Origin of the sequence: Candidatus Chryseobacterium colombiense (assembly GCA_029203185.1) — a bacterium.
Lineage (GTDB): Bacteria > Bacteroidota > Bacteroidia > Flavobacteriales > Weeksellaceae > Chryseobacterium > Chryseobacterium colombiense.
In genome coordinates this window covers 4085985-4109855 of record CP119310.1, presented here as the reverse complement: position 1 = coordinate 4109855, position 23871 = coordinate 4085985, and the positions used below count along the sequence as shown (strand labels likewise).

The 23871-nt window shown below is 34.6% G+C and carries 25 protein-coding genes and 4 tRNA genes; 13 read left to right on the top strand and 16 right to left on the bottom strand.

Translation table 11 applies throughout. From position 1 onward, the window contains the following. Entirely contained in the window at positions 1 to 1185 is a 1185-nt protein-coding gene (locus P0Y62_18760; protein WEK69834.1) for a VWA domain-containing protein, read from the top strand. Between the two features lie 72 nt (positions 1186 to 1257). Here P0Y62_18760 and P0Y62_18755 read toward each other — a convergent pair whose 3' ends face one another. Continuing rightward, the gene (locus P0Y62_18755) at positions 1258 to 2463 is read right to left on the bottom strand and encodes an FAD-binding oxidoreductase (protein ID WEK69833.1); all 1206 of its coding nucleotides are present in this window, start codon (positions 2461 to 2463) and stop codon (positions 1258 to 1260) included. A gap of 117 nt (positions 2464 to 2580) precedes the next feature. Here P0Y62_18755 and P0Y62_18750 point away from each other — a divergent pair, with 117 nt between their 5' ends. Then, positions 2581 to 2961, top strand: a complete 381-nt coding sequence (locus P0Y62_18750) for an STAS/SEC14 domain-containing protein (GenBank protein WEK69832.1) — start codon at positions 2581 to 2583, stop codon at positions 2959 to 2961. A 40-nt stretch (positions 2962 to 3001) separates the two neighbouring features. Here the strand turns inward: P0Y62_18750 and P0Y62_18745 are convergent, their stop codons facing one another. Next, positions 3002 to 4201, bottom strand: a complete 1200-nt coding sequence (locus P0Y62_18745) for an MFS transporter (protein WEK69831.1) — start codon at positions 4199 to 4201, stop codon at positions 3002 to 3004. A 176-nt stretch (positions 4202 to 4377) separates the two neighbouring features. On the opposite strand from P0Y62_18745, the gene P0Y62_18740 reads away from it, so the two are divergent. After that, positions 4378 to 5238: an AraC family transcriptional regulator gene (locus tag P0Y62_18740; GenBank protein ID WEK69830.1), complete on the top strand. Its 861-nt coding sequence runs from the start codon at positions 4378 to 4380 to the stop codon at positions 5236 to 5238. Between the two features lie 147 nt (positions 5239 to 5385). On the opposite strand, the gene lipA is transcribed toward P0Y62_18740, so the two are convergent. Continuing rightward, a complete protein-coding gene (lipA, locus tag P0Y62_18735; protein ID WEK69829.1) occupies positions 5386 to 6252 on the bottom strand; it encodes a lipoyl synthase in 867 nt (288 codons plus the stop codon). Between the two features lie 107 nt (positions 6253 to 6359). On the opposite strand from lipA, the gene P0Y62_18730 reads away from it, so the two are divergent. Further along, positions 6360 to 6992, top strand: coding sequence for a hypothetical protein (locus P0Y62_18730; GenBank protein ID WEK69828.1), 633 nt, complete (start codon positions 6360 to 6362; stop codon positions 6990 to 6992). On the opposite strand, the gene P0Y62_18725 is transcribed toward P0Y62_18730, so the two are convergent. After that, positions 6993 to 7553, bottom strand: coding sequence for a sigma-70 family RNA polymerase sigma factor (locus P0Y62_18725; GenBank protein ID WEK69827.1), 561 nt, complete (start codon positions 7551 to 7553; stop codon positions 6993 to 6995). 202 nt (positions 7554 to 7755) lie between these two features. Here P0Y62_18725 and tyrS point away from each other — a divergent pair, with 202 nt between their 5' ends. Beyond that, a complete protein-coding gene (gene tyrS, locus P0Y62_18720) occupies positions 7756 to 9051 on the top strand; it encodes a tyrosine--tRNA ligase (protein ID WEK69826.1) in 1296 nt (431 codons plus the stop codon). Between the two features lie 81 nt (positions 9052 to 9132). Here the strand turns inward: tyrS and P0Y62_18715 are convergent, their stop codons facing one another. Beyond that, on the bottom strand, positions 9133 to 9549 hold the full coding sequence (locus P0Y62_18715; protein ID WEK69825.1) for a hypothetical protein: 417 nt from the start codon (positions 9547 to 9549) through the stop codon (positions 9133 to 9135). A gap of 207 nt (positions 9550 to 9756) precedes the next feature. Here P0Y62_18715 and P0Y62_18710 point away from each other — a divergent pair, with 207 nt between their 5' ends. Both P0Y62_18710 and P0Y62_18705 read left to right on the top strand, forming a co-directional pair. Continuing rightward, entirely contained in the window at positions 9757 to 11751 is a 1995-nt protein-coding gene (locus tag P0Y62_18710; protein ID WEK69824.1) for a histidine kinase, read from the top strand. Next, positions 11741 to 12379: a response regulator transcription factor gene (locus tag P0Y62_18705; GenBank protein ID WEK69823.1), complete on the top strand. Its 639-nt coding sequence runs from the start codon at positions 11741 to 11743 to the stop codon at positions 12377 to 12379. The genes P0Y62_18710 and P0Y62_18705 overlap by 11 nt, the downstream gene beginning before the upstream one ends. A gap of 47 nt (positions 12380 to 12426) precedes the next feature. Here the strand turns inward: P0Y62_18705 and P0Y62_18700 are convergent, their stop codons facing one another. Continuing rightward, positions 12427 to 13017, bottom strand: coding sequence for a hypothetical protein (locus tag P0Y62_18700; protein ID WEK69822.1), 591 nt, complete (start codon positions 13015 to 13017; stop codon positions 12427 to 12429). Positions 13018 to 13101: 84 nt separating this feature from the next. Here P0Y62_18700 and P0Y62_18695 point away from each other — a divergent pair, with 84 nt between their 5' ends. From P0Y62_18695 to P0Y62_18685, 3 genes are all read left to right on the top strand, one after another. Beyond that, on the top strand, positions 13102 to 13740 hold the full coding sequence (locus P0Y62_18695; protein ID WEK69821.1) for an alpha/beta hydrolase-fold protein: 639 nt from the start codon (positions 13102 to 13104) through the stop codon (positions 13738 to 13740). Between the two features lie 109 nt (positions 13741 to 13849). Continuing rightward, positions 13850 to 15175, top strand: a complete 1326-nt coding sequence (locus P0Y62_18690; GenBank protein WEK69820.1) for a PDZ domain-containing protein — start codon at positions 13850 to 13852, stop codon at positions 15173 to 15175. A 1-nt stretch (position 15176) separates the two neighbouring features. Beyond that, positions 15177 to 15701 (top strand): hypothetical protein, encoded by a 525-nt coding sequence (locus tag P0Y62_18685; GenBank protein ID WEK69819.1) that lies wholly within the window; start codon positions 15177 to 15179, stop codon positions 15699 to 15701. On the opposite strand, the gene P0Y62_18680 is transcribed toward P0Y62_18685, so the two are convergent. Beyond that, positions 15702 to 16739, bottom strand: coding sequence for a L,D-transpeptidase (locus P0Y62_18680; GenBank protein WEK69818.1), 1038 nt, complete (start codon positions 16737 to 16739; stop codon positions 15702 to 15704). A gap of 395 nt (positions 16740 to 17134) precedes the next feature. Here P0Y62_18680 and P0Y62_18675 point away from each other — a divergent pair, with 395 nt between their 5' ends. The 3 genes from P0Y62_18675 (at position 17135) to P0Y62_18665 (ending at position 19408) form a co-directional block, all read left to right on the top strand. Next, on the top strand, positions 17135 to 17833 hold the full coding sequence (locus P0Y62_18675; protein ID WEK69817.1) for a DUF1826 domain-containing protein: 699 nt from the start codon (positions 17135 to 17137) through the stop codon (positions 17831 to 17833). Between the two features lie 243 nt (positions 17834 to 18076). Further along, positions 18077 to 18532, top strand: coding sequence for a MarR family transcriptional regulator (locus P0Y62_18670; protein WEK69816.1), 456 nt, complete (start codon positions 18077 to 18079; stop codon positions 18530 to 18532). Positions 18533 to 18562: 30 nt separating this feature from the next. Next, the gene (locus P0Y62_18665) at positions 18563 to 19408 is read left to right on the top strand and encodes a universal stress protein (GenBank protein ID WEK69815.1); all 846 of its coding nucleotides are present in this window, start codon (positions 18563 to 18565) and stop codon (positions 19406 to 19408) included. Positions 19409 to 19467: 59 nt separating this feature from the next. Here the strand turns inward: P0Y62_18665 and P0Y62_18660 are convergent. From P0Y62_18660 to P0Y62_18620, 9 genes are all read right to left on the bottom strand, one after another. Beyond that, positions 19468 to 19541, bottom strand: a tRNA-Asp gene (locus P0Y62_18660). 201 nt (positions 19542 to 19742) lie between these two features. Further along, the gene (locus P0Y62_18655) at positions 19743 to 20498 is read right to left on the bottom strand and encodes an SDR family oxidoreductase (GenBank protein WEK69814.1); all 756 of its coding nucleotides are present in this window, start codon (positions 20496 to 20498) and stop codon (positions 19743 to 19745) included. Between the two features lie 303 nt (positions 20499 to 20801). After that, a tRNA-Asp gene (locus tag P0Y62_18650) sits at positions 20802 to 20875 on the bottom strand. A gap of 32 nt (positions 20876 to 20907) precedes the next feature. After that, positions 20908 to 20981, bottom strand: a tRNA-Asp gene (locus P0Y62_18645). Between the two features lie 32 nt (positions 20982 to 21013). Further along, positions 21014 to 21087, bottom strand: a tRNA-Asp gene (locus P0Y62_18640). A gap of 126 nt (positions 21088 to 21213) precedes the next feature. Beyond that, entirely contained in the window at positions 21214 to 21531 is a 318-nt protein-coding gene (trxA, locus tag P0Y62_18635; protein ID WEK69813.1) for a thioredoxin, read from the bottom strand. 82 nt (positions 21532 to 21613) lie between these two features. Then, complete coding sequence (locus P0Y62_18630) at positions 21614 to 22789, bottom strand: cysteine desulfurase family protein (GenBank protein WEK69812.1); 1176 nt, start codon at positions 22787 to 22789, stop codon at positions 21614 to 21616. Positions 22790 to 22791: 2 nt separating this feature from the next. Further along, positions 22792 to 23259, bottom strand: a complete 468-nt coding sequence (locus P0Y62_18625) for a hypothetical protein (GenBank protein ID WEK69811.1) — start codon at positions 23257 to 23259, stop codon at positions 22792 to 22794. A 23-nt stretch (positions 23260 to 23282) separates the two neighbouring features. Next, positions 23283 to 23870 carry an HAD family hydrolase gene (locus P0Y62_18620; GenBank protein WEK69810.1) on the bottom strand — a complete coding sequence of 196 codons (588 nt, stop codon included), beginning with the start codon at positions 23868 to 23870 and terminating at the stop codon, positions 23283 to 23285. Position 23871: the final 1 nt, after the last annotated feature.

Genomic DNA, 23871 nt, shown 5'->3' with positions numbered 1-23871 from the left:
ATGACTACAAAAATTTTAACACTCATATTGGGCGCTGTTTTTTTAAGTCCCAATATATCCAATCGAATTTGCGAAAATAAAACTACCGATAGAAAAGAACATCAAAGTCTTGTACAAACAAAACCTTATGATGCTATTTTGAAAGAAAATAAAATTCAGGTTGCACTACTTCTGGACACTTCCAACAGTATGGACGGACTGATCGACCAGGCAAAATCCCGACTTTGGAATATCGTGAATACTTTAACTACCTTAAAATATAACGGAAAAGCTCCGCAAGTGGAAATTGCTTTGTATGAATATGGAAATGACGGACTGAAAGATGAAAATTATATCCGGCAGGTTGCTCCGTTGACGCAAGACCTGGATTTAATCTCGGAAAAGCTTTTTGCCCTAAGAACGAATGGCGGAAGTGAATATTGCGGAGCTGTTATTCGTGATGCAGCCCTTAATCTGAACTGGGACGGAAACGAGAAAAGCATGAAGCTGATCTATATTGTCGGAAATGAGTCTTTTGATCAGGGAAAAATTAATTATAAAGATGTGATCTCAAGTGTCAAAAGAAAGAATATTTATACGAATACCATCTTTTGTGGTGACAGAAATGAAGGCATCCAGACTTTCTGGCAAAACGGGGCTTTACTCGGAGGCGGAAAATATTTTAACATCGACAGCAACAGAAAAGTGATTTATATTGAAACACCTTATGATATAAGGATTTCTGAATGTAATACAAAACTGAACGATACATATATCTATTACGGAAGTCATGGTTCAGAATATAAGGTAAAACAGGCTGCACAGGACAGAAATGCAGAAGCTCAGTCTGTTTCTAACGCCGTGGAAAGAACCGTTGCCAAATCTAAGAAAAATGCTTACAAAAACGATCACTGGGATTTGGTGGACCGTGCCGAAAAAGACGCTAATTTCATGTCATCGGTAAAAGAAGAAGAACTTCCGAAAGAGCTCAAAGGTAAGAGCAAAGAAGAAATCACAAAAGCGGTTGCCGCAAAATCTGCCGAACGTGAAAAAATTCAGAAAGAAATTGAAGAATTGTCTAAGAAGCGCCAGAATTACATTGATGAAGAAATGAAAAAAAGAGGAAGCTCAGGTTCTGATGACCTTGGAAAAGCGATAGAAAAGTCGGTTCTTGAGCTGACAAAGAAAAACGGATATAGTTTATAATGTTAGAGTCTTGTTACAGGTTTAATGAATCTGTAAGTTTTGAAGCTTCGGCGGCGGCTTTGCCGCCGAAGTCTATCTTTTAAATTGAAAATATTTTGAAAGCTGATGCTTTTTACCTTTCAGAAATAACGAAGTCATCTCCATTCCTATTACAGAAAAAGTAATTCCGTTACCCCCAAAACCAAGAACGAAGTAGGAATTTTTAAACTTTTCATGCGTTCCGATATACGGAAGTCCGTCTTTTGTTTCTCCGAAAGTCCCTGCCCAAACAAAATCGGTATAAAACTTATAATCAGGTTTTATTTTCTTTAAGGTTTTAAGAATTTCTTTTTCTTTTTTGTTTAAAAGGGCATCCCTTTTTTTGGCATCATAAAAATCCTCATCACCTCCACCGATCAGCAATCTGCCATCATCCGTTGTTCGCATATACATATAAGGTTCATCGGTATTCCAAACCAGCATATTGTCGATATTTTTATATTTTTCCTGAGTAATTTCCGAAACAATAGCATAAGTACTTTTCAGATCCACAAAATTTTCTTTGATCAAATCTTTGCTTTCATAGCCAATACAATAGATTATTTTCTTTGCTTTAATTGTAAAACCTGAATCTACAGTGACAATATTGAAACCTTTATGATATTCCACCTTCACCATTTCTGTTTTATCAAAAATCTTCAGTCCTTTTCGTGTATTGAGTTCAAATAATTCGTGGGCAAATTTAAAGGCATCAATACTTGCGCCCTGATTGGATAAAATTCCGCCATAGGTATTTTCGAAACCAAATCTTTTTACAATCTCTTCAGGTTCTAGCCATTTAACTTTGAAACCCGCATTTTTTCTGGCTTCAAATTCTTTTTTTAACCAATCTACATCTTTCTTTTTTGAAGCAAAATACAGCGATTCCTTTCTTTTAAATCCAGCCTCAGATTTAATTTCTTTAGATAACTTTTCAATCCTGTCAATAGCATCAGAGCAGGCTTTATAGCTTCCTATAGCACCCTTCTCTCCTATTTGTTCAATCAGTTCATAAAGAGGAATATCAATTTCATATTGCAGCATTGAGGTGGTTGCAGAAGTACTTCCGTTGCATAATTCACGTTTATCGATAAGGATAGTTTTGTGACCATCTTTTATCATTTGATGGGCAATTAAACTTCCGGTAATTCCTCCTCCGATAATTAAAATTTCGCATTCTTCATTCGATTTCAATGAAGGATATGATTGTACAAGTCCGTTTTTTAAAAGCCAGAATGGTTCGTTTGATTTAAGGTCCACAAGATTATTTTTTCTTAACTTATCAACAATCAAGCCTCTTTTATTTTTTTACTGAAATTAAATATTGGTTTAATTTTTGTTCTGGAAATCTCACAACAAACACCAAAAAATAAAAATATGATAACAATTATTCCAGAAGCTCCTGAGAATGTTGCTGCTTTCAATGCAACCGGAGAAGTGACGAAAGAAGATTTTGAAAACCTTGTATTTCCTTTAGTAAAACAAAAAGTAGATCGTTTTCATGAACTCAATTATCTGCTTTATCTGGATACAGATATAGATAATTTTACTATAGGAGCCTGGTTTGAGGATGCGCTTTTAGGACTAAAAAATTTAGTTAACTGGAACAGGGCCGCTATTGTAACAGACAAAAAAGGAATCCAAAATTTTACGGAGATTTTCAGTGTTCTGATGCCGGGCGAATTCAAGTCTTTTCCAAAAGGAAATCTTTATAATGCTTTATACTGGTGCAAAAATGGCAATGAAGTAGAAGTATAATAAGTATAAAAAAAGAGAAGCAAATTTGCTTCTCTTTTTGTTATTTATCAGGTACACATTCCATTGCAAGATCATCTTCGTCCCGCTGTTGTGAACCATATAGGTATTTATATCTTAAAGCAATTACCAATCCAATGAACGTCATTCCCACTCCCACCAATGATGGATAATTAAATGACAATCCGTGTTCCAAAGGAATACCTCCCAGGAACGCTCCCATCGCATTCGCTATATTAAAAGCTGCCTGCATAAAAGCTGCCGCCATCATTTCACTTTTAGGCGCGGCCTTCATCATCATGATATTGATTGGTGCAGAAACCGACATCGATAACGCTCCACATACAAAAGTCAATATTAATGCTGCCGTTTGATTGTCTGAAAGAAAAAATACTCCCGCTAATGCAGACATCATTAAAAATATTAATAATATACAGGTCTTTTCAGGACTCATTCTATCGGAAATATATCCTCCAACAAGATTTCCAACCACCATTCCGCCTCCTGCAAGTACCATTACATAAGCCATCTGACTTTCTTTGATTCCCGCTACAATCGTCATTAAAGGCGTAATATAGCTGAACCATGTAAATAACCCTCCAAAACCTATTGCTGTGATCAACAGAACCAGCCAAGACTGTCTGGTCTTAAGAAATTTAAGTTCTTCCAAAAAGTGACTGTCTTCTTTCCTTTCCAAGACAGGCAGCCATAGTTTTAATGAAATTAAAGTTAATAGCCCAATTACAGCTACAATCGCAAAATACCATCTCCAATGGAAAGTATGACCGATGTAAGTAACCAACGGAACCATGGCAAGGTTGGCCACCGTAAGTCCTGTAAACATTAAAGAAATATAGAATGCTTCTTTTCCTTTTCCTGCCATTCTAGCCGCAACTACCGTTCCCACACCGAAAAATGCACCATGTGGCAATCCGGACAGGAATCTGATAATTAACATGGTTGTATAATCGGGTGCAATTGCCGATAAAGCATTGAATAAGGTGAAAATGACCATTAAGGTGATCAACACTTTTTTAGGAGGAAATTTCACAGAATATCCAATTAAAATAGGTGCTCCGATTACAACCCCCATTGCATAAGCAGAAATTAAATGTCCTGCCTCAGGAATCGAGATCTGAAGCGATTTCGCAATATCAGGAAGGAGTCCCATCACCGTAAATTCAGTCGTTCCAATTCCCAAACCTCCTATTGCAAGCGGCAAAATTCTTTTATCCAGTCCCATATCTCTTATACCTTTTTGAATTTTTAGAAAGAACCGGTGACAATAACCGATTCTAATTTGAAAATGCAAAAATCGAAAGAAAATATGGTTTTAACTTCCACTCTGATGATATTAATTTGCTCTATATTAACCTTTTTATTTAATTTTACACTCGTAAATAATCAAATCAGGACAAAATGAAAATTCAGAAAGAAATTATAGAGTTTGAAAAAGATAAGTCTTTCAAGCTTTTTTCGCCTTCTCTCAAAAATTGCTTTTTCTGGCATTACCATCCTGAAATTGAGCTTGTTTACGTAGAAGCATCAAAGGGAATCCGTCATGTGGGAAAAGATATTTCCAGCTTTGTAGACAGTGATTTACTTTTAATTGGCTCCAATGTTCCCCACCTTAATTTTGATTATGGAATTCAGACCGAATGTAAGCAGCTGGTTTTACAGATGAGAGAAAACTTTCTTCATGATCTCATCCTGAGCATTCCTGAATTTGAAACGATCAAAAAATTATTGGAAAGATCCTATCTTGGACTTTCTTTTTCAGGAAAAACCAAACAAGCCGTTGTTGAGAAGCTTCACAATATTAAGGATAAGAATGCTTTTGAATCTTTAATGGGTTTGATGGAAATCTTGCAGATTCTTGCCCATTCTACCGAAGTAAAAGAACTCAATAGCGAAGACACCCGGATAAAATGGTTTTTAAATGACAAAATCAGAATGGGAACCATTTACAGCTATATTCATGAGAATTATGATAAAAAGCCAAACGTAAATGAGATTGCACAAACTGTAAGTTTAAGCACTCCGGCTTTTTGCCGTTATTTTAAAAAGCAGACTAATATGACTTTTACTGATTTTGTAAATAACTACAGAATCAATCAGGCACAAATATTCTTGTTAAAAGATGAGTCTGTGACAGAAGTTTGTTTTCATGTGGGATTTGAAAGTCTCTCTTATTTCAATAAATTATTTAAGCATCATACAGGAAAAACGCCTTCAGAATTTAAGAAAAAACATCTGAGCAATATTGTTGAATCCATATAACTGTCATTCCGACAAAGGAGGAATCTAAAATATTTTACAGATTCTTCATTACGCTTTGCTTCATTCAGAATGACAAGAAACTTTCACAACTTTCTTTGCTGACTTCTTATCAATAAAAAATCGCTTCATTCCTGAAGCGATTCTATTTTAATGAATATGTTTTTCTGCGTGGTAAGAACTTCTCACTAAAGGCGAACTTTCAACATGTCTGAAACCTAAGCTTCTTGCAAAATCTCCAAACTCATCAAATTCTTCAGGAGTAATGAATTTTTTTACAGGAAGATGTTTTTTTGTCGGCTGCAAGTATTGTCCTAAAGTAATAACATCCACATTGGCATTTCTAATGTCTTCAATGGTCTGGAAAACCTCATCTTTAGTTTCCCCCAAACCTAGCATTACACCGGTTTTTGTTCTTCTTTGTCCCGCTTCTTTCAAATATCTAAGAACTTCAAGACTTCTTTCATATTTTGCCTGAATTCTCACTTCTCTTGTCAGACGTTTTACCGTTTCCATATTGTGAGAAATCACTTCAGGAGCGACTTCTACCAATCGGTCAAGATGTTTTGTAATCCCCTGAAAATCCGGAATAAGCGTTTCCATTGTGGTTCCTGGAGAAATTCTTCTTACGGCATTTACAGTTTCACCCCAAAGAATAGAACCCATATCTTTCAGATCATCACGGTCAACTGAAGTTAAAACAGCGTGCTTGATCTTCATTAATTTGATAGAACGCGCTACTTTTTCAGGCTCATCCCAATTTACATCCATTGGTTTTCCGGTTTTTACCCCACAAAACCCACAGCTTCTTGTACAGATATTTCCAAGAATCATGAAAGTAGCTGTTCCTTCTCCCCAACATTCACCCATATTCGGGCAGCTTCCACTCTGGCAAATTGTATTTAATTTATATTTATCAACCAAGGTTCTCAGTTCCCGGTAATTTTTTCCGGTAGGAAGTTTTACACGAATCCATTTTGGTTTTTGAACGGTAGTATCTTGAACTAAATTTTCCATTTATTTCTCAAATTGAGGTTCAAAGTTAGTGATTTTTTTATCGAAACAATCAAAGACAGACATTGATGAAACAGATAATTTTGTAATTTTAAAACTCAAAATATTTTATGAAGACGACATTCTGCATCCTATCCCTGCTTTTCGGTACATTTTGTTTTGCCCAACAAGAATTTCAGCCCAAAGGTTCAACAGTTATAGAAACAGTTGATGGAGATCTGGACGGTGACAAAATTCCTGAAAAGGTTATTATTTACAATACCAAAGACAGTACTGATTTTGGAACCATCCGTGAAATTCAGATTCTGAAAAAAGTAAATGGAAAATGGACCGTTTTAGAAAAATCAAGAAATGCCATCCTTAAAAGTGGCGAAGGCGGAATGATGGGCGATCCTTATCAAAGTTCGGAAATTAAAAAAGGAATATTAGAAATCACCCAAGCCGGCGGAAGCAGCTGGAAATGGGGATATACAGATAAATACAGATTTCAGAACGGACGTTTTGAGCTGATAGGTCATTCATCAAGCAGCGGAAAACCTGAAGAATACTGGACTGACGTTGATTTTAATCTTTCAACAGGGCAAATTAATTTTGATAAAGAAGTGGAAAACACCAAAGAATATGGAAGCTCTAAAAAGGAAACTTTTATTAAAAAAGGAATCAAATTAAATCTTCAGAACAGAAATGAAAAGGAAAGAATAGAAATCATGCTTCCTAAAACCAAGGAAAAGGTTTATTTATAATTAATTATCCTCGAATTCGTTATTTTTCAGCAATTCGGCTAAGACCTTTTTTGCCCGCATCACACGTACTTTAGTATTGGCAACAGAAATTCCCAGTTCTTCAGCAATTTCTTTAATGCTCTTTTCTTCAAAGAATCTCAATCGGATAATATCCTGATAATTGGCATCTAAAGATTCGATCGCTTTAATGATTTTCTTTTGTTCTTCATCAGAGATCATGAGTTCTTCGGGAGATTTTGCATACTGATTTTTTACTTCATCCAAATTCTCCGTAGGATCCTGATTGTCTCTGGTTTTCTTTCTCCAAAAATCGATAATGGTATTTTGAGCAATGGTTAAAATCCAGGTTTTAAACTGAAAATGAGGATCGTACATTTCCAGTTTCGACAGCACTTTTGAAAAGACATTCACCGTGATTTCATCTGCATCGTTTTCATCCCTTACTTTTTTCATCACAAAAGAAAAAACATCAACCCAAAAGATGTTGATGAGCTTGGTCTGAGCTTTTTGATCTTTTTCCTTTGCTTTCCCTATAAGCAGGAATAATTGTTCGTCGTTCATTATTAACAAATATAATGGATTTTAAACAAAATGACAATAAGATAAATCGTAAAAAAGACTACAATATGGAAACCATAAGACCGTAATTTTATGATCTTGAAAACAATCCGTTTTTAAACATCATCCTTTGTTCTCCTCCTTCTTGGCCTTATTCCCCTGAATTTATTATCTTTGCACTGTAAAATTTTAAAGAAAAAAATCAATGAATTCCTTTATAGAAGAACTAAAATGGCGTGGTCTTTTTGCCGATATGATGCCCGGAACCGATGAGCAACTGAATAAAGAGGTAACTACTGCGTATATTGGGTTTGATCCAACAGCTGATTCTTTGCATATCGGAAGTCTTATTCAGATAAAAATTCTAGCCCACTTTCAACAGCACGGTCACAAGCCTATTGCTTTAGTTGGAGGTGCAACAGGGATGATCGGTGATCCTTCAGGAAAATCTGCAGAAAGAAATCTTTTGGATGAAGCCACTCTTCTTCACTATGTGGATTGTCTGAAAAATCAGCTTTCAAGATTTTTAGATTTCTCCGGAAATGAGCCTAACAAAGCAGAATTGGTTAACAATTATGACTGGATGAAAAATATTTCCTTCCTTGATTTTGCAAAAAATGTGGGAAAAAATATTACCGTAAATTATATGATGGCGAAAGATTCTGTGAAAAAAAGATTTTCAGGAGAATCCGGAGCGGAAGGAATGAGTTTTACGGAATTTACTTATCAATTGATTCAGGGATATGACTTTTTACATCTATACCAAAATAATAATGTAAAGCTTCAGATGGGAGGTTCCGATCAATGGGGAAACATCACAACCGGTACCGAATTGATCCGTAGAAAAGCTCAGGGAGAAGCTTTTGCATTAACTGTTCCTTTGATTACGAAAGCAGATGGTTCAAAATTCGGAAAATCTGAAAGCGGAGAAAACTATTGGTTAGATAAAAAGAAAACTTCGCCATATAAATTCTACCAGTTTTGGTTAAACGCAACGGATGCTGATGCAGAAAGATTTATCAAATTTTATACTTTCTTAGGAAAAGAAGAGATTGAAGCTTTAATTGAAGAGCACAAAGCTGCTCCACATGAAAGAAAACTTCAGAAAAAACTGGCGGAAGAAGTAACAGTATGGGTTCATGGAAAAGAAGAATATGAAAAGTCGTTGAAAGCTTCTGAAATTCTTTTCGGGCGCTCAACTGCAGAAGATCTGGTAAGTCTTGATGAAGAAATTTTCCTTGAAGTTTTTGATGGGGTTCCTCAAAAAGAAGTGGCAAAAGATGACGTTTTAGGTGTAAATATCGTAGATCTTCTTTCTGAAAAATCTGGCTTCTTAAAGTCTAAAAGTGAAGCAACGAGAGAGTTGAAAGGAAACTCAATTTCTGTAAATAAACAAAAGGTAAATGAAGTATATACAGCCAATGAAAGTGATTTAATTGACGGTAAATTTCTTCTTTTACAAAAAGGAAAGAAAAGTTACTTCATTGTAAAAGTGATTTAATATTTTCAAATAATATATAAATAAAAAGCGGCGAGATAAATCTCGCCGCTTTTTTCATCATAAAATTTTGTTTTTTTATATTTAGAAAGCATATCCTGCAGATGCCGACAGAACCTGACCACTAGAAGTCCCTTCTTTTTTCAGTTCTCCGTCTACCCAGATCTGAACTTTTAAGGTAGAGGATCCATTAGCTCCGGTAGCACTTACCGCAACATTCGCACTATACGCTCCTGCTTCAGCCGTCACCTCCGGACTTGACCAGGTTGTTCCGCTAAGGCTGCTTGCTGAGGTCGTATTCCCATCAATTCCATACACTGCTACATTAATGTCACTTCCTGAAGAAGCAATTGCCTTAAAGACAACTTTATGCGATTTTCCTGACCCCGGAATATTGTCGTCATCATCATTTTTACATGATGCAACCAGTCCAATAAACAGGGTTGTCATTACGACCATAAAAGTTCCTTTTAAGACATGAACGATTTTCATTTTTTTCATAAGTTTTTTTGTTAAATTTTGCTACTTGATAAATATTCTATGATTAGTGATTTGGTATCTGCAAAGCTATCAGTAGATGTTTAACGTATCAATCCTAAAAAACCAGTATTTTTTTATACCTAAATCCTGGTATTTTTTATGCTGTTTTTTTTAGTTAAATTGGGCGTTTTATAAAATCAACGTTCTCAACAACCGAATCAGCAACTCATGAACAGACTACTTATTTTATTAAGTATATTAATATCTTTTACGTTACAGGCCCAGCAGATCATTCCACTTAATGAAAAGCCTTATTTAGACAGTTTAAAACATGTAGTCACTACAAAAGCGAATCCGCAGTCTGTTGCCGAATCTTCTTTTCTTTTATCAAATTATTACAGGAATACAGACGCTTCTCTCAGCAAGAAATATCTTGAACAAGGAAAGAAACTGACTCAAAACAATCCTTATCTTATCGCCAAATATTTTTATTTTGAAGGTCAGTATAATCTGGATCATGATAAAGAAAAAGCAGCAGCTTCTTATCAGCGTTCGATTAAAGAATTATCAAAATTTAAAACTGAAGAATCAGCTTTTTTACAGGCTCTTGCATGGTACAGCTATGGAGTGACGCAAAAAAATAAGGAAGGATACCCGTTTTTACTAAAAATAATCCTTGAAAAAAGTATTCCTTTGGTTGAAAGGTATGAAAATAGCAAAAGCTTAGGTTTTTTATATACACAGCTCGCCATTATTCTTACTTATAATGCAGAGTTCGAAAAAGCAGGAAACTACAACAAAAAAGCCTTAAGCATATTAGAAAAAGTATATCCTAATTCTTCTGAGCTATTTTATACGTATCTCAATTCTGCCAGTAATTTCTGTTATCAGGCCAAAGGAGATGAAGCCAAAAACTGTCTTGATAAGGCCGAAAAAATGATACAACCCTATCCTGAATCTTCAGCCAATGCTTTTTATTATTACGGAAAAACCCTTTTCCTGATTACAAAACAAAGAAATGAAGAGGCACTGCCCGTTATTCAGAAAGGTATTTTTTATTCTATGAAATTCGGTCAGAACTTATTGGCTCAAATGTTTTATTTTAATAAATATGATATTTTAAAAAAATTGAAAAGGTATGATGAGGCTAAGAAAACTCTTGAAGATATTCTTGCTGAACAATCTTTAGCTTCAGACCTTAATAATAGAAAAGCGATCTATAAACAGCTTTCCGCACTTAATGAAGAGATGGGAAATTCTAAGGAAGCGTTGTTGTGGGAACAGAAGTATTCTAAACTTAATGACAGTCTGAATACGGAAAGTGTAAAATTAGAAATCAATAAAATTGAAGCTAAGTTTAATACCGCAGAAAAAGAGAAAAAAATAGCCAATCTGAATGCCGAAAAAAAACAAAGAGAACTGGAGGTAAGTAAGAAAAACTCTTATTTGATGGGACTTAGTCTTGCATTGTTATTGTTAATTATCTTTTTTATTTTCTTCTTTATCATTTATAGAAAAAACAGAAAAATATCTGAGCAGAAAGAGATCAATCTCCAGCAAAAAATCACTGATATAAAGCAAAAAGAAGAATTAACTCTTACAAAAGCCATTCTTGAAGGAGAAGAGAGGGAAAGGGAGCGTATTGCCAGAGATCTTCACGATGGGTTGGGTGGAATGCTTGCCGGAGTAAAAATTAATTTTTCAACTTGGTCTTCCCATCATCTGAGTCCTGAAAAAGATAAAGAGTTTTACAGAATACTCTCTCAGTTGGACAATTCTGTGGCAGAACTTCGTCATGTTGCCAGAAACCTGATGCCTGAATCCCTGCTAAATTTCGGTCTGGAAACGGCCTTAAATGACCTTTGTGAGTTTTATATCAGAAAAGATCTTGATATTGATTTTCAACCGATCAATATTGAAAAAAAACTGCCGCTTAATATCCAGCTTAATATTTACAGAATTGTACAGGAACTCCTAGCTAACGCGGTAAAACATTCAGGAGCCAATAATATTTTACTTCAATGCTCGCAGTCTGAAGACCATTTCTTCATTACGATTGAAGACAACGGAAAAGGGTTTGCAAAAAACAGCGAAGAGAAAACAAAAAGTCTCGGACTCCGAAATTTAAAAAATAGAGTTGATTACCTGAAAGGAAAAATGGAAATCAGTTCCGATCACGAAGGAACAACTATCAACATTGAACTTAATACGCATGCAGACTGAAAAAATAAATATCGTTATTGTAGATGATCATCCTATTGTGATCGAGGGACTGAAAATGATGCTTGGTAATCAATCCTATTTTCATGTTTCACAAAGCTTTACAACCGGTTCGGAGATCATCAATTTTATAAAAACCAATCCCGTAGATATTATTCTTCTGGATATTACTTTGCCAGACTGCAGTGGCATTGAACTCTGTAACGAAATAAAAAAAACAGTTCCCAATATATCCGTCATCATGTTCAGCAACCGGTCTGAACGAAGCATTATCATGCAATGTATCCAAAACGGAGCAAGCGGATATTTACTAAAAAACACTTCTATAAATGAGCTTATAGAGTGCCTGAAAGGGGCTCTTTCCGGAAATATTGTTTTCTGTAATGAGACAAAACACATTATAAGCAAGCTTTCACATGCAGTAATGGCAACACCGAGACTGACAAAAAGGGAAAAAGAAATTTTAAAATTGGTTGCTGAAGGAAAAACCAGTGCTTTGATTGCAGACGAATTATTTCTAAGTCCTTTAACGGTAGATACGCACAGAAAAAACCTATTACAGAAATTTCAGGCAAAAAATTCTACGGAACTCATAAGCTTGGCCATTCAGCACAATATGATTGATAAATAAAGAACCACCTTTTCAGGTGGTTCTTTCAGATATAATAAAAAATAATTTTATAATTCTAAGAAGCTATGCGCTACAGCAGCACTTTTCACTCCGTTTCCTGTTACGGTAGCTGTTTCAGCAACTTCGCCATCAATCCAGATGGTAACAGTTAGCTTAGAGTCAGGATTTGGAAGATTTGCATTCGCTGCAAAATTTAATTGTGATTGACTAGAATTCACAAAAAATTCTCCACTTGACCAAGTTAACCCTTCAGTATCATAAAGAGTTTGTTGATTGGTTCCTACCTGAGTAACAATTGTTTTAAAAATATGAATAGGAGCGGTTGGTGGAGTTGTTCCACCAGGTGTTATTTTTGTTTCAAATTGAACAACATGATCTACGTATCCATCATCGTCGTCTTTTTTACAAGAATTAACCACTACAGTTACTGAAAATAATACAGCAAATAAAAAAGAAAGTTTAAGTAAATTTTTTGATTTGTAAAATTGCTTCATTTCTCCAAATAAATTTTTATGTTTCAAATATAGGCTTTTTATCAATATAAAAATAACTTTTATGAAAATTTTCCAACAAAGATTTGCAAAAAATATCAAATCAGTAAAACCTGTATATCGAGTTAACTTAGCTTTGTGAGACATGATTAAATCTTTAAGAAATTAATTATCTGTACAATCATAATTTCCAATCAAAATCCATTTGATTAATTATTTATCTTTGCTTTTATGAATTTAGATTACATCGTAAGAGAACCCGAAAATATAACTTCCAGTACCCCAATACTTTTTATGCTGCATGGATACGGAAGCAATGAACAAGATCTTTTCAGCTTCAGAGAAACCCTTCCCAAAGACTGGATCATTGTAAGTTTCAGAGCTCCCAGAAATACTCAGTTTGAAGGCTTTTCCTGGTTTGATATAGATTTTAATAATGCTGAAAATTTTATAGATGTTGCTCAGGCTGAAGAATCTTTACAAACCGTTTTAGAAAACATTCTAAAAATTATCAACCTTTATGGCATTGTTGATGCTAAAGCTCATCTTTGCGGTTTCAGCCAGGGAGGGATTTTATGCTATTCTTTAGCTTTAAGATATCCGGATTTATTCAATTATATAGCTTGTTTAAGCAGCTATCCTGAAGATAAGCTATTAACCAATATTGTAAAAGATAAAAAGAAGCTGGAAAAATTGCGTTTCTTTATTTCACACGGAACAGATGATGCTGTAATTCCTCTGGAATGGGGAAGAAAGGCTGCAGATCTTCTTTATGATTTAAGCTGTTACTTTACGTTCAGGGAATACATGAGTGGACATGGCGTTAATCAGAAAAATTATATGGATCTCATGGATTTCTTTTCAAAGTAAATTAAGAAAATCTCAAAAATATTTCACCATAAATAAACAATTAGCAAGCATTCTCACATTTGGGAATGTTTTTTATTTATGATAAGGATAAATTCACTAAATTCATTATATGAAATACTGGTATTCTATAGTGATGATTTTGTTCAGCATTTTGATGAATGCTCAGAATTCATTTGAAATACAGAATACTCAAAAAACGGTGATTCCGTTTAAGTTAATCAATAATCTGATTTTTATTCCGGTCAATGTAAACGGGGCCGATTTAACCTTTCTCCTGGATACCGGAATTGCGGAAACCTCTATTTTCAGTCTTGAAAATAAAGAATTAAAGCTTGCCAATCTTGAAAAAATAAGACTTTCAGGTTTGGGAGGTAGTGCGAGTATTGACGGTTTTCGTTCAGATAACAACATTGCCAGAATAGGAAAAGATTACGTAAACTACAGTTCAACACTGTATATAATAACAGATCAGGATTTTAATATTTCATCTCATATCGGAATTCCCGTTAACGGAATTATCGGTTATCACTTTTTTAAAAATCATCCAATAGTAATTGACTATTTATCGAAGAAAATTACCATATACAATGATGAAAGGCTCTTTAAAAAAAAGATAAGAAAATTTGATGTCCTAGATATTACTGTTGAAAAAAACAAACCTTACATTGTCGCAGGTGTAGAAATGACGAACGAAAAGAAAGATTCTAAATTATTAATAGATCTTGGAAACAGTGATGCCATCTGGCTCTTTCCTACCCTCATCAAGAATTTTGTTTATAACAGACCCAATATTGATGATTTTTTGGGAAGAGGATTTAATGGTGACATTTATGGAAAAAGAAGCAGAATTCATAATTTTTATTTAGGGAATTTTAAGTTTGAAAAACCACTTACAGCTATGCCTGATGAATATTCTATTCAGCATGTGAATATGGTTGAAGACAGAAAAGGCTCTGTTGGAGGTGATATTCTGAGACGTTTTACCGTAGTTTTCGATTATGCCAATCAGAAACTTTATCTGAGAAAAAACAGAAATTTCAATGACCCGTTTCATTTCAACATGAGCGGTCTTGATTTCCGGCAAGATGGCATGGAATGGTCTAAAGATATTGTAAGTCTACCCACAAAAAACAGAGATACACCCACCGGAGGAATTGAAGTCATCAACAACAGCTTGCAATATAATTTTGTTTTAAAACCTATTTTCGCCATTGCCGGTGTCCGAAAAGATTCTCCTGCTTACAAAGCCGGATTGAAAAAAGACGACAGACTGATCAGCATAAACGGAAAAAAAACAATAGATATGACGATGGAGAAAATCATGGAAATGATGAAATCTGAAGAAGGAAAAACCATCAATATGCAGATTGAAAGAAATAATAAGGAAATGACCTTAAGTTTTGACCTAGAAGACCCAATCCCCTATCAAGAATAATATGAATACAGAAGAAACTACTTTAGACAAAATAAGAACCAGACCCAGATTCAAAATGTTTACGCATCTCAGTAAGGAAGAATATGCTAAGAGCCTGAAACAATATCTCTCCGAACACAAAGATGAATTTTCCGGAAACATCAATCATGAAGTTGCTACAATTTATGCGATAACTAAATACGATAATTACTGGAAGCCAAGATTATCTTTAAGGGTAGAAATAGAAGATGAAAAAACCGCAATACGAGGTATTTTCGGACCTAGTTCTGCGGTTTGGACTTTCTTTATGTTTTTATATTTTTCTTTTTCTATTCTCTGGATGACTTTTTTCACTATGCATTATGTAGAAAATCAAATCCACAGCCACGAATTTCCGTGGGCACTCAATGCTTCTTTCCTAATGTTGTTTTGCATTGGACTCACCTATGCTGCCGCCAGATTTGGTCAGCATAAAGGTAAAGAAGAAATGCAGAAATTAAGAAGATTTGCTGAAGAGTCTACCTTACAATTTGAAAGAAAAGAATAATTAAGGAGATTGTGTTTTAGGGTTTTCAGGCATTTGCTCAACAACAGCTTTTGCTGTTTTGATAGAGTCCACCACAACTTGTCGGTTATCCTGTTCTTTTACTATTTTCTCAATATTCGGTTCAATCATTTTTGTCATTTCCTCTACAGAAATATTATTGGCATTAGGATCATCCAGTAGCTTTCTCCATGGTTTTCTTCCTCCCCATTTGTAATCCCCGTAAACCAACACTGCTGTACCTTTAGCTTTGGTTGTAGCACCTCCCGGATTTAAAACCCATGTATCCGCATAGGAATACAGCCATTGCGCATCTTTCATTAATAATCTTAAACAGGAGTGAGACGCCGGATAACCAGGAAGATCATACTGATGCCATCCAATCCCATCCAGATTGAATATATTAAAATTATAAGGTAATTTCCATTCACTGCTGACGGTGGAAATTGCCAGTTTCTTTTTCCAGTTGGCAAACGTAAGTCCTCTCTTCGTTTGTGCTGCTTTTTTCCCCATACTTGTTGGTCCCCATTTTACCAGGCTTCCGTTAGAATACACTCCATACGCCTGAATAGGATAAGAAAACACTACAAATTTCTTTACAGGACTCAATACATCCAACTGCATAGGAAACGGTGCGTATTCCATTAAAGTCGTATCTATTTTAGCAGGAACAACCAAAGTATCTGCATTCCATTTATTTTTTGCGTCTAGTCTGTTCAGTGCAAAGATGGCATAGCGTTCTTTTTCTGTATACTTTTTATTAAAAACAGAAAATAAAGAATCTTTCAGTTTTTTATCTTTTGGGAAAATAAAAGCATTATAAAAACCATCCTCCTGCATTGCGGGCGGCAAAGATTCTTTTTGAACAACGGGTTCTTTCTTTACAGAATCTTCTTCTGCAGCCGAAGTCTCGACGATAGAATCGGCGGTCCCCTGAATAGTATCGTTTACTTTTTCAATTTCTTTTTTACATGAAACCAAAAGCAACGTCAATACAATAGTGTATAAAAATGATCTTTTCAATGTTGTGTTTTTTCTCATAAATAAAATTCGCCATTTAGTTGATCTGTCCACTACAAATATCAGACCTAAAACCTAATAAACAGACTATTCAACTCAAAAATATTTAAAGAAGTCTTTCTCATAATATCAAATATTGCTATTTGAATATTGTTCACTTATCTGTTAAAAATACGAAATATTTACTCAGAATTCATCAATTTAAAATATTTTTTCCTTATCAATTGTACGCTTTGATTCATTTAATATAAAATAATAATTCATGCAGGTATTTTACATTTCATTGATAGTCAAATACATTACATCAGATAAGAATAAAGTCAAAACAATTATTTGATTGTATTAATAAAATCCAGATAAGACTTGTCTTTGTTCACTATTTTTGCATAAAATTACATAAGTACATTTTTTAATATATGATCAATACATTTTCTGGCAAAGATCAAATTGGAGTAGTTTCTTCATTTTCTGATCTTGTAAATACCAATTTTGAAGGAACCGTGAATGCTATTTGCTGGGAAAGGAATTTAGTGGGAGATTTTAAAGAAATCACCTCTAAACTTCAATTAAAAGGCAATATTACTGAAGTTTCCACTGAAAATCTTTTAAAGCTGCAGCTTTCAGAAAACGGACATAATGCAAGAAAAATTATTTTGAATGACCTACAATTATTAACTGATTTTGGAGCATCTCCTACCCTTAATTTACTTAAAAATTATGAACGGGATGTGGAATTCAGCTTCATTTCAACAGATGTTTATTCTTACCATGTTGATCGCTCTCCTGTGGGAACAGATACTTTTTTGTGTACATATCATGGTACTTCCAGTGATATTTTACCTAATGATCAGGCAACTCAGAAAATACTGATTCCAGAAATCAGAAAAAAGCTTAAAGAGCTGCATGATGGTCCGGAAGAAGAATTTGAAGACTTTTTAAAGGAATACTTTTTTGATCTTCATTATGAACCTAAACCGAATGCTCAACCTATAAATTTAGGAACAGGCCATCTTTGGAGATTAGCTGTAGATCATCCTGAACAAAAGGTTTTACCGTGTATTCATCGTGCACCTGTAGAAAACGATGGAGAATATCGCCTGCTTTTAATTTGCTGATACCCGGTTTCTTAACATTCATTTACTATAAAGTAAACAATCATCTTCGTTTCACTTGTCTTTCGATCGGTCTCAATCTATCTTTTTTAGATTCTCTCATTTCTCCAATTCTTTTCCGTCACAAAAAAATTTATCTGAATTTTCTTTTTAAATAACAGGAATTTTCAACTATAAATTAGTTTTAATTTAAACTAATTTTAGGTATATTTGTATGAATGAGTGATTTAAAAATTAATAATTAAAATGATTCCCTCGCAAAATCAAAACATTTCTCAATTAGCATTGGAACTTGGGTTAGCAATGAGTGAGATGAAAAGTACATTGAGACAGAAAATTCAGATGAGAATCAATGAATATGATCCGTCTCTTTCTTTTGAACTTATTGAAATTCTTGGAATTCTCTGGAGAAATAACGGAATAAACCAACAAGAAATAAGCAACCAAATAAGCAAGGATAAATCAAGCATAACCTATCTGGTTAATAATCTTACAAAAAGAGGATTTGTAGAGCGAATGGAAAATAAAAATGACCGAAGAAATAAACAGATCTTTCTTACAGAAAGTGGAAAAAAACTTATGGAAGAATTATATCCATGGGCTCTTGAACTGTATGAAAAAGCCGCAGGAGATATTCACAAAGAAGATCTCACCAATGCTCTGCTCCTCATTAAACAAATGACGACCAATCTTAACAAATAAAAGGCTCTTAAAGGCTAAAATCTTTACGAAATGAGAACAATACTTGTACCTGTTGACACAACATCAACCACCGAAAACGCAGTGAAAATTTCTGCAGACTGGGCAAAGCAATACGGATATGATCATATCATCCTTTTAAAGACCAATAATGAATCTGTATTCGAATACCTGCACATCGCGGAAGGACATTCTTTCGTCAATGAAGAAAGCATCAATATTATACTGAAAGACACAGAAGAATTATTAGAAAAACTTAGCCAAATTATTCTTGAAAAATCACCTGAAATAAAGGTTTCGAAAGCAACTACCGATATGTCATTAATAAGAAGTATTAATGATATTATAAAAAATCAGGAAAACGTTGAACTAATTATTTTAGGCAGTGATGACAAAGCATCTGTAACCGAAAGTTTCATTTCGCAAAATATAATAGACATAGCAAGAACCAGCCCTATAAAAACCTTAATTGTTCCGAACAGCTATACATATACCCCAATCAAGAATATATTAATTCCTTGCGATGTTGAAAGCATTACAAAATTAGACAGATTGTTCCATTACAAATCGATTATTCATCAAAAAGACATTCATTTATCTCTTTTAAATATCAATAAAAAAAATAGCTCTGTAACAAACTCCAGAAAAGAAGAGCTTGAAAAATATATCCATGAAAATTTAAATGATATTCCGAACAGTATCCACTACTCTTTTGACGAAAATATTATCAACGGCATTTTATCCTTTGCATCATTAAATAAAACCGACCTCGTTATTGCATTGCCAGGTAAGCACAGTTTCCTTTATTATTTAGCTAACAGAAGTATTTCTGAAGGAATTTACCAAAACGCAAGTCAACCAGTTTTGATTTTGAAATAACCTATTTTATATAAAAAGCAAAAAAGCTACAAACAATGTTTGTAGCTTTTAATTTTGTGCGATCCGGACGGGACTCGAACCCGCGACCTCCGCCGTGACAGGGCGGCATTCTAACCAGCTGAACTACCGGATCTTTTACAACTCTGAAAGGATTCACTTCCGTTATTGTGGTTGCAAATATATAGCTTTTTTCATTATTAACAAACTTTAACCTCCGATTTCATGCATAATAAACATAAATTACAGATTCTCAAATCCATTATTTTAAAACGAATAAAAATTGAGAATTGAAAAATCAATTCTCAATCAAATAAAACGTTTGTATCAATGCATATTATCTGGTAGTATAACCTCCGTTTGCAAAAATAGTCTGCCCGGTAATCCACCATCCATCAGTTACCAAAAACTCTACCAAAGGAGCAATATCTTTAATATCCGTAAGACCTCCTAATGCTGATGCAGACTTATGATAAGCAACTGCATCCTCAGCTTCCTGACCATAGAAAAACGGAGTATCCATTGGTCCAGGAGCCACTGCTGTAACAGAAATTCCTTTTGCACCAAATTCTTTGGAAGCAGCCCGTGTAAAATGTTCTACCGGAGCCTTCATCCCTGCGTATGTAGAATACAATCCCGTATAAGCCGCAAGAAGTGAGGTTACAATCGTACAAATCCTTCCACTATCGTTTACTTTTTTTCCCGCTTCCTGTAAAAAGAAATAGGCTACTTTAGAGTTGATATCCGACATCGTATCATATTCCTTTTCTGTAGTTTCTGTAAAGGGCTTTTTAAGTACCATACCTACAGTATTGATTGCAATATCGATTCCTCCGAATTTGGTTTTTGCCTCATCGAAAAATTTAGTGATATTTTCAACCTTTGTAAGATCTCCCTGAAACAAAAAAGCTTCAGCTCCTAAAGCTTGAACTTCTGCCAAGGTTTTTTCACTTTCTTCTCTTGAACTTTCGCTGTTATAATGAATGGCCAGCTTTGCACCTTTAGCAGCAAAATCTTTGCTTAAAAGTCCTCCCAAGTTTTTACCACCTCCGGCAATTAAAACAACTTTTCCTTTCACATCGTGTTTAGACATAATATTTATTTTATTGGTTAATCATTACAAATATGAAAATTTGCAAATGTCTAACGATTATAAATTTCTGCCAGGTTAGAAGAATTTCGGAATTTATTATATTGAAAATAAAAACAAATAGACTGTGATTCAAACAAATGCAATCTATACATTACATAAAATTTAAGATTGTAACAAAAAGGAATATTATCGGTAATTAAAGGATTATTCTCTTAAAAAATCTAGTTATTCGGTATCATCTTAATATTAAGATCAAAATTTTAACCATAAAAAAAGCAGTAAAATAAATTTTACTGCTTTTTGCGATCCGGACGGGACTCGAACCCGCGACCTCCGCCGTGACAGGGCGGCATTCTAACCAGCTGAACTACCGGATCAATTTTTTTTAAAGAAATTGAGAAAACTTCTGCGATCCGGACGGGACTCGAACCCGCGACCTCCGCCGTGACAGGGCGGCATTCTAACCAGCTGAACTACCGGATCAATTTTTTTTAAAGAAATTGAGAAAACTTCTGCGATCCGGACGGGACTCGAACCCGCGACCTCCGCCGTGACAGGGCGGCATTCTAACCAGCTGAACTACCGGATCATTTTTCCTAAAGAACTTCGTTTCTTTTTTGTGATTGCAAAACTACAACTTTTTTCCTTACCAGCAAATTATTTTCAAAAAAAAGCCTTCCAAAAATGGAAGGCATTCATTATCAAACTTATTTTTTTATAAGTGTGCACTTAATTTTTCAGCGATTACCTCTTTTGGAGCTACACCAACCAATTTATCTACCACTTCACCGTTTTTGAAAATTAAAACAGTAGGGATATTTCTGATTCCATATTGCATAGAAATTTCCTGGTTGTTGTCTACGTCTACTTTTCCTACGATTGCTTTTCCATCAAAGTCAGTTGCTACTTCCTCGATGATTGGTCCTAAAGTTCTGCATGGTCCACACCATACAGCCCAAAAGTCTACTAATACCGGCTTATCTGATTTTAAAACCGTTTCCTGAAATGAGCTATCTGTAATTTCTAAAGCCATTTTTGTTTCTTTTATTTTAATTAATATTTTTTCTTTTTCCTTTCAATTGGATATTCAAAATTACGCTTTTTGAGCAATAGACCTATCTATGCTCAACATTTGTATTTTCTATAACGAAATCTTTCGAAATTTCTTTCAGAGCTGTTGCCAAAGCATCAATATCTTCTTTAGTTGTTAAATGGCTAAAAGAGATACGCAAAGGCGTACAATGATCCATTTCATCTTCACAAAGAACCATCATCATTACCATTGAAGGTTTTGAAGCTCCTGAAGAACATGCACTTCCTTGAGAAATAGCAATTCCTTTCATATCCAGCTGAAGACCGATTAATGGGTTTTTATAAGGTAATAAAGCGCTTAAAACGGTGTAAAGACTGTTTTCCTTCTCTGCACTTCTTCCGTTGAATTTAATCCCTGGAATTTCTTCTGTAAGTCTTTCTATCGCATAGCTTTTTACATCCTGCATATGATTGGTATAAGCTTCCATATTCTGCAAGGAAAGCTCCAAAGCTTTTCCTAAACCTACAATTCCGGCTACATTTTCAGTTCCGGCTCTTAAGCTTCTTTCCTGAGGCCCCCCTGTAATGATTCCTTTTAAACCGCTTGATTTTCTGATAAAAGCAAAACCAACTCCTTTCGGACCATGGAATTTGTGAGCGCTACAAGAGGCAAAATCAACCTGGATATCAGAGAAATCCAAATGCATATGAGCCATTGTCTGTACCGTATCTGAATGGAAAAGAGCATGGTGAGCTTTACACAATTCTGCTACTTTTTTAATATCCATCAAATTTCCGATCTCATTATTAGCATGCATTAAAGTAACCAATGTTTTCTTGTCTGATGCTTTTAAAAGTTCTTCAAGTTTATTAAGATCAATATCTCCTTTTTCATTCGGACGAATGTAGTTTACCTCAACTCCCTTTCTGCTTTTCATATCTAAAACACTTTCAGAAACACATTTGTGCTCTAAAGGGGAGCTGATGATTCTTTCTACACCAAGATGTTCAACACTTGATTTGATAATCATGTTGTTAGACTCAGTTCCGCAAGACGTAAAAATAATCTCAGCAGGAGTCACATGAAGATAATCCGCAACCTGTCTTCTCACATTTTCGATAAGAATTTTAGCTTCCTGCCCAAAACTGTGCGTAGAGGAAGGGTTTCCAAAATTCATTTTCATGGTAGCTACCATAGCATCGATCACTTCTTCAGAAAGAGGTGTAGTTGCAGCGTTATCAAGATATATTTTGTTCATTTTTATTTTGAAGATTTTATTTCTATAGCATTAAATTGATAGTTGGAAGGAACTGTAAAAATCACATAAGGATTAGAGATTACCTGTATTTCCATTCCTCCATGTTCTACATAAGGTACTTCTATATGTAAAACATTTTCCTTTACTGAGATCTTCTTGATTTCAGTAATTCTGTGATCTCCAGATCTGAACGTTCCCAGATTATAAAGGACTACTTTTTTATCTTTCGGGAATTTCGGAGTCTGCCCCCCAGATTCGCTGCCATCACTTATTACAACAACAGAATTTCCTTTCAGAGCTTTCTGAAATTCCTGTTCATTTTTAATAATGCTAAATTCTACTTTTCCGCTACCACCTTGTGACTCGGAAGCTAAAATTGTCGGTTGTGTCTGCATGTCTGAAGTCTTTTGAGATGGTGTACTTGTACAGCCAATCAAGGTAGCCCAACATAGGATAAGCAGCTTTTTCATTGTTACACTTTTACGTGTCAAAATTAGTGAAAAAATTGGTAATGTCCTTCATTCGCCCATTTTAGCATCGGCTTGTCGCCGGAGGTGTCTCCAAAAGCTATTATTTTATCGTATTTTTTATGGTCTATTTCTTCTTTTATTCTTTCCAGCTTTTCTTTTCCGTTGCAATTTTTACCAATAAAATTTCCCGTAAAAATACCGTTTTTAAACTCTGCACGGGTAGAAATCAGCTGCATTTGGAATGCATCTGCAAAAGGTTTTGTCCAAATATCCAGTGAAGCAGTAACCAATAAACTTTGTGTATTATTCCTATCGATATTATTAATAAAATCCAAAGCATTTTCTCTGACAATTTTAGGGTAATGACGTTCAAAAAATTGTTTGGATTTTTTTTCGATTTTTTCCTGTGATTGTCCTTTTAAAATTGATCCTATGAAGCTTTTCTTTACCTTTTCGGTTTGAGCCAATTTCAGCTTTAACAGAATAAAAAGCGGCACATGTCTTAAAAACTGTATGTGGTATTTGGCAGGATTGTAAAACTTCAGATACATAAACATAGTATCTTTATAGGTAAGTGTTCCGTCAAAATCAAAACAATACAATTTTTTCATA

Coding starts and splice junctions, on each gene's coding strand:
- P0Y62_18730 (WEK69828.1), top strand. CDS start 6,360: ATGAAGACGACATTCTGCATCCTATCCCTGCTTTTCGGTACATTTTGT.
- P0Y62_18655 (WEK69814.1), bottom strand. CDS start 20,498: ATGTCTAAACACGATGTGAAAGGAAAAGTTGTTTTAATTGCCGGAGGT.
- lipA (WEK69829.1), bottom strand. CDS start 6,252: ATGGAAAATTTAGTTCAAGATACTACCGTTCAAAAACCAAAATGGATT.
- P0Y62_18745 (WEK69831.1), bottom strand. CDS start 4,201: ATGGGACTGGATAAAAGAATTTTGCCGCTTGCAATAGGAGGTTTGGGA.
- P0Y62_18705 (WEK69823.1), top strand. CDS start 11,741: ATGCAGACTGAAAAAATAAATATCGTTATTGTAGATGATCATCCTATT.
- tyrS (WEK69826.1), top strand. CDS start 7,756: ATGAATTCCTTTATAGAAGAACTAAAATGGCGTGGTCTTTTTGCCGAT.
- P0Y62_18715 (WEK69825.1), bottom strand. CDS start 9,549: ATGAAAAAAATGAAAATCGTTCATGTCTTAAAAGGAACTTTTATGGTC.
- P0Y62_18630 (WEK69812.1), bottom strand. CDS start 22,789: ATGAACAAAATATATCTTGATAACGCTGCAACTACACCTCTTTCTGAA.
- P0Y62_18695 (WEK69821.1), top strand. CDS start 13,102: ATGAATTTAGATTACATCGTAAGAGAACCCGAAAATATAACTTCCAGT.
- P0Y62_18675 (WEK69817.1), top strand. CDS start 17,135: ATGATCAATACATTTTCTGGCAAAGATCAAATTGGAGTAGTTTCTTCA.
- P0Y62_18665 (WEK69815.1), top strand. CDS start 18,563: ATGAGAACAATACTTGTACCTGTTGACACAACATCAACCACCGAAAAC.
- P0Y62_18670 (WEK69816.1), top strand. CDS start 18,077: ATGATTCCCTCGCAAAATCAAAACATTTCTCAATTAGCATTGGAACTT.
- P0Y62_18620 (WEK69810.1), bottom strand. CDS start 23,870: ATGAAAAAATTGTATTGTTTTGATTTTGACGGAACACTTACCTATAAA.
- P0Y62_18685 (WEK69819.1), top strand. CDS start 15,177: ATGAATACAGAAGAAACTACTTTAGACAAAATAAGAACCAGACCCAGA.
- P0Y62_18760 (WEK69834.1), top strand. CDS start 1: ATGACTACAAAAATTTTAACACTCATATTGGGCGCTGTTTTTTTAAGT.
- P0Y62_18710 (WEK69824.1), top strand. CDS start 9,757: ATGAACAGACTACTTATTTTATTAAGTATATTAATATCTTTTACGTTA.
- P0Y62_18690 (WEK69820.1), top strand. CDS start 13,850: ATGAAATACTGGTATTCTATAGTGATGATTTTGTTCAGCATTTTGATG.
- trxA (WEK69813.1), bottom strand. CDS start 21,531: ATGGCTTTAGAAATTACAGATAGCTCATTTCAGGAAACGGTTTTAAAA.
- P0Y62_18750 (WEK69832.1), top strand. CDS start 2,581: ATGATAACAATTATTCCAGAAGCTCCTGAGAATGTTGCTGCTTTCAAT.
- P0Y62_18625 (WEK69811.1), bottom strand. CDS start 23,259: ATGAAAAAGCTGCTTATCCTATGTTGGGCTACCTTGATTGGCTGTACA.
- P0Y62_18680 (WEK69818.1), bottom strand. CDS start 16,739: ATGAGAAAAAACACAACATTGAAAAGATCATTTTTATACACTATTGTA.
- P0Y62_18740 (WEK69830.1), top strand. CDS start 4,378: ATGAAAATTCAGAAAGAAATTATAGAGTTTGAAAAAGATAAGTCTTTC.
- P0Y62_18700 (WEK69822.1), bottom strand. CDS start 13,017: ATGTCTCACAAAGCTAAGTTAACTCGATATACAGGTTTTACTGATTTG.
- P0Y62_18725 (WEK69827.1), bottom strand. CDS start 7,553: ATGAACGACGAACAATTATTCCTGCTTATAGGGAAAGCAAAGGAAAAA.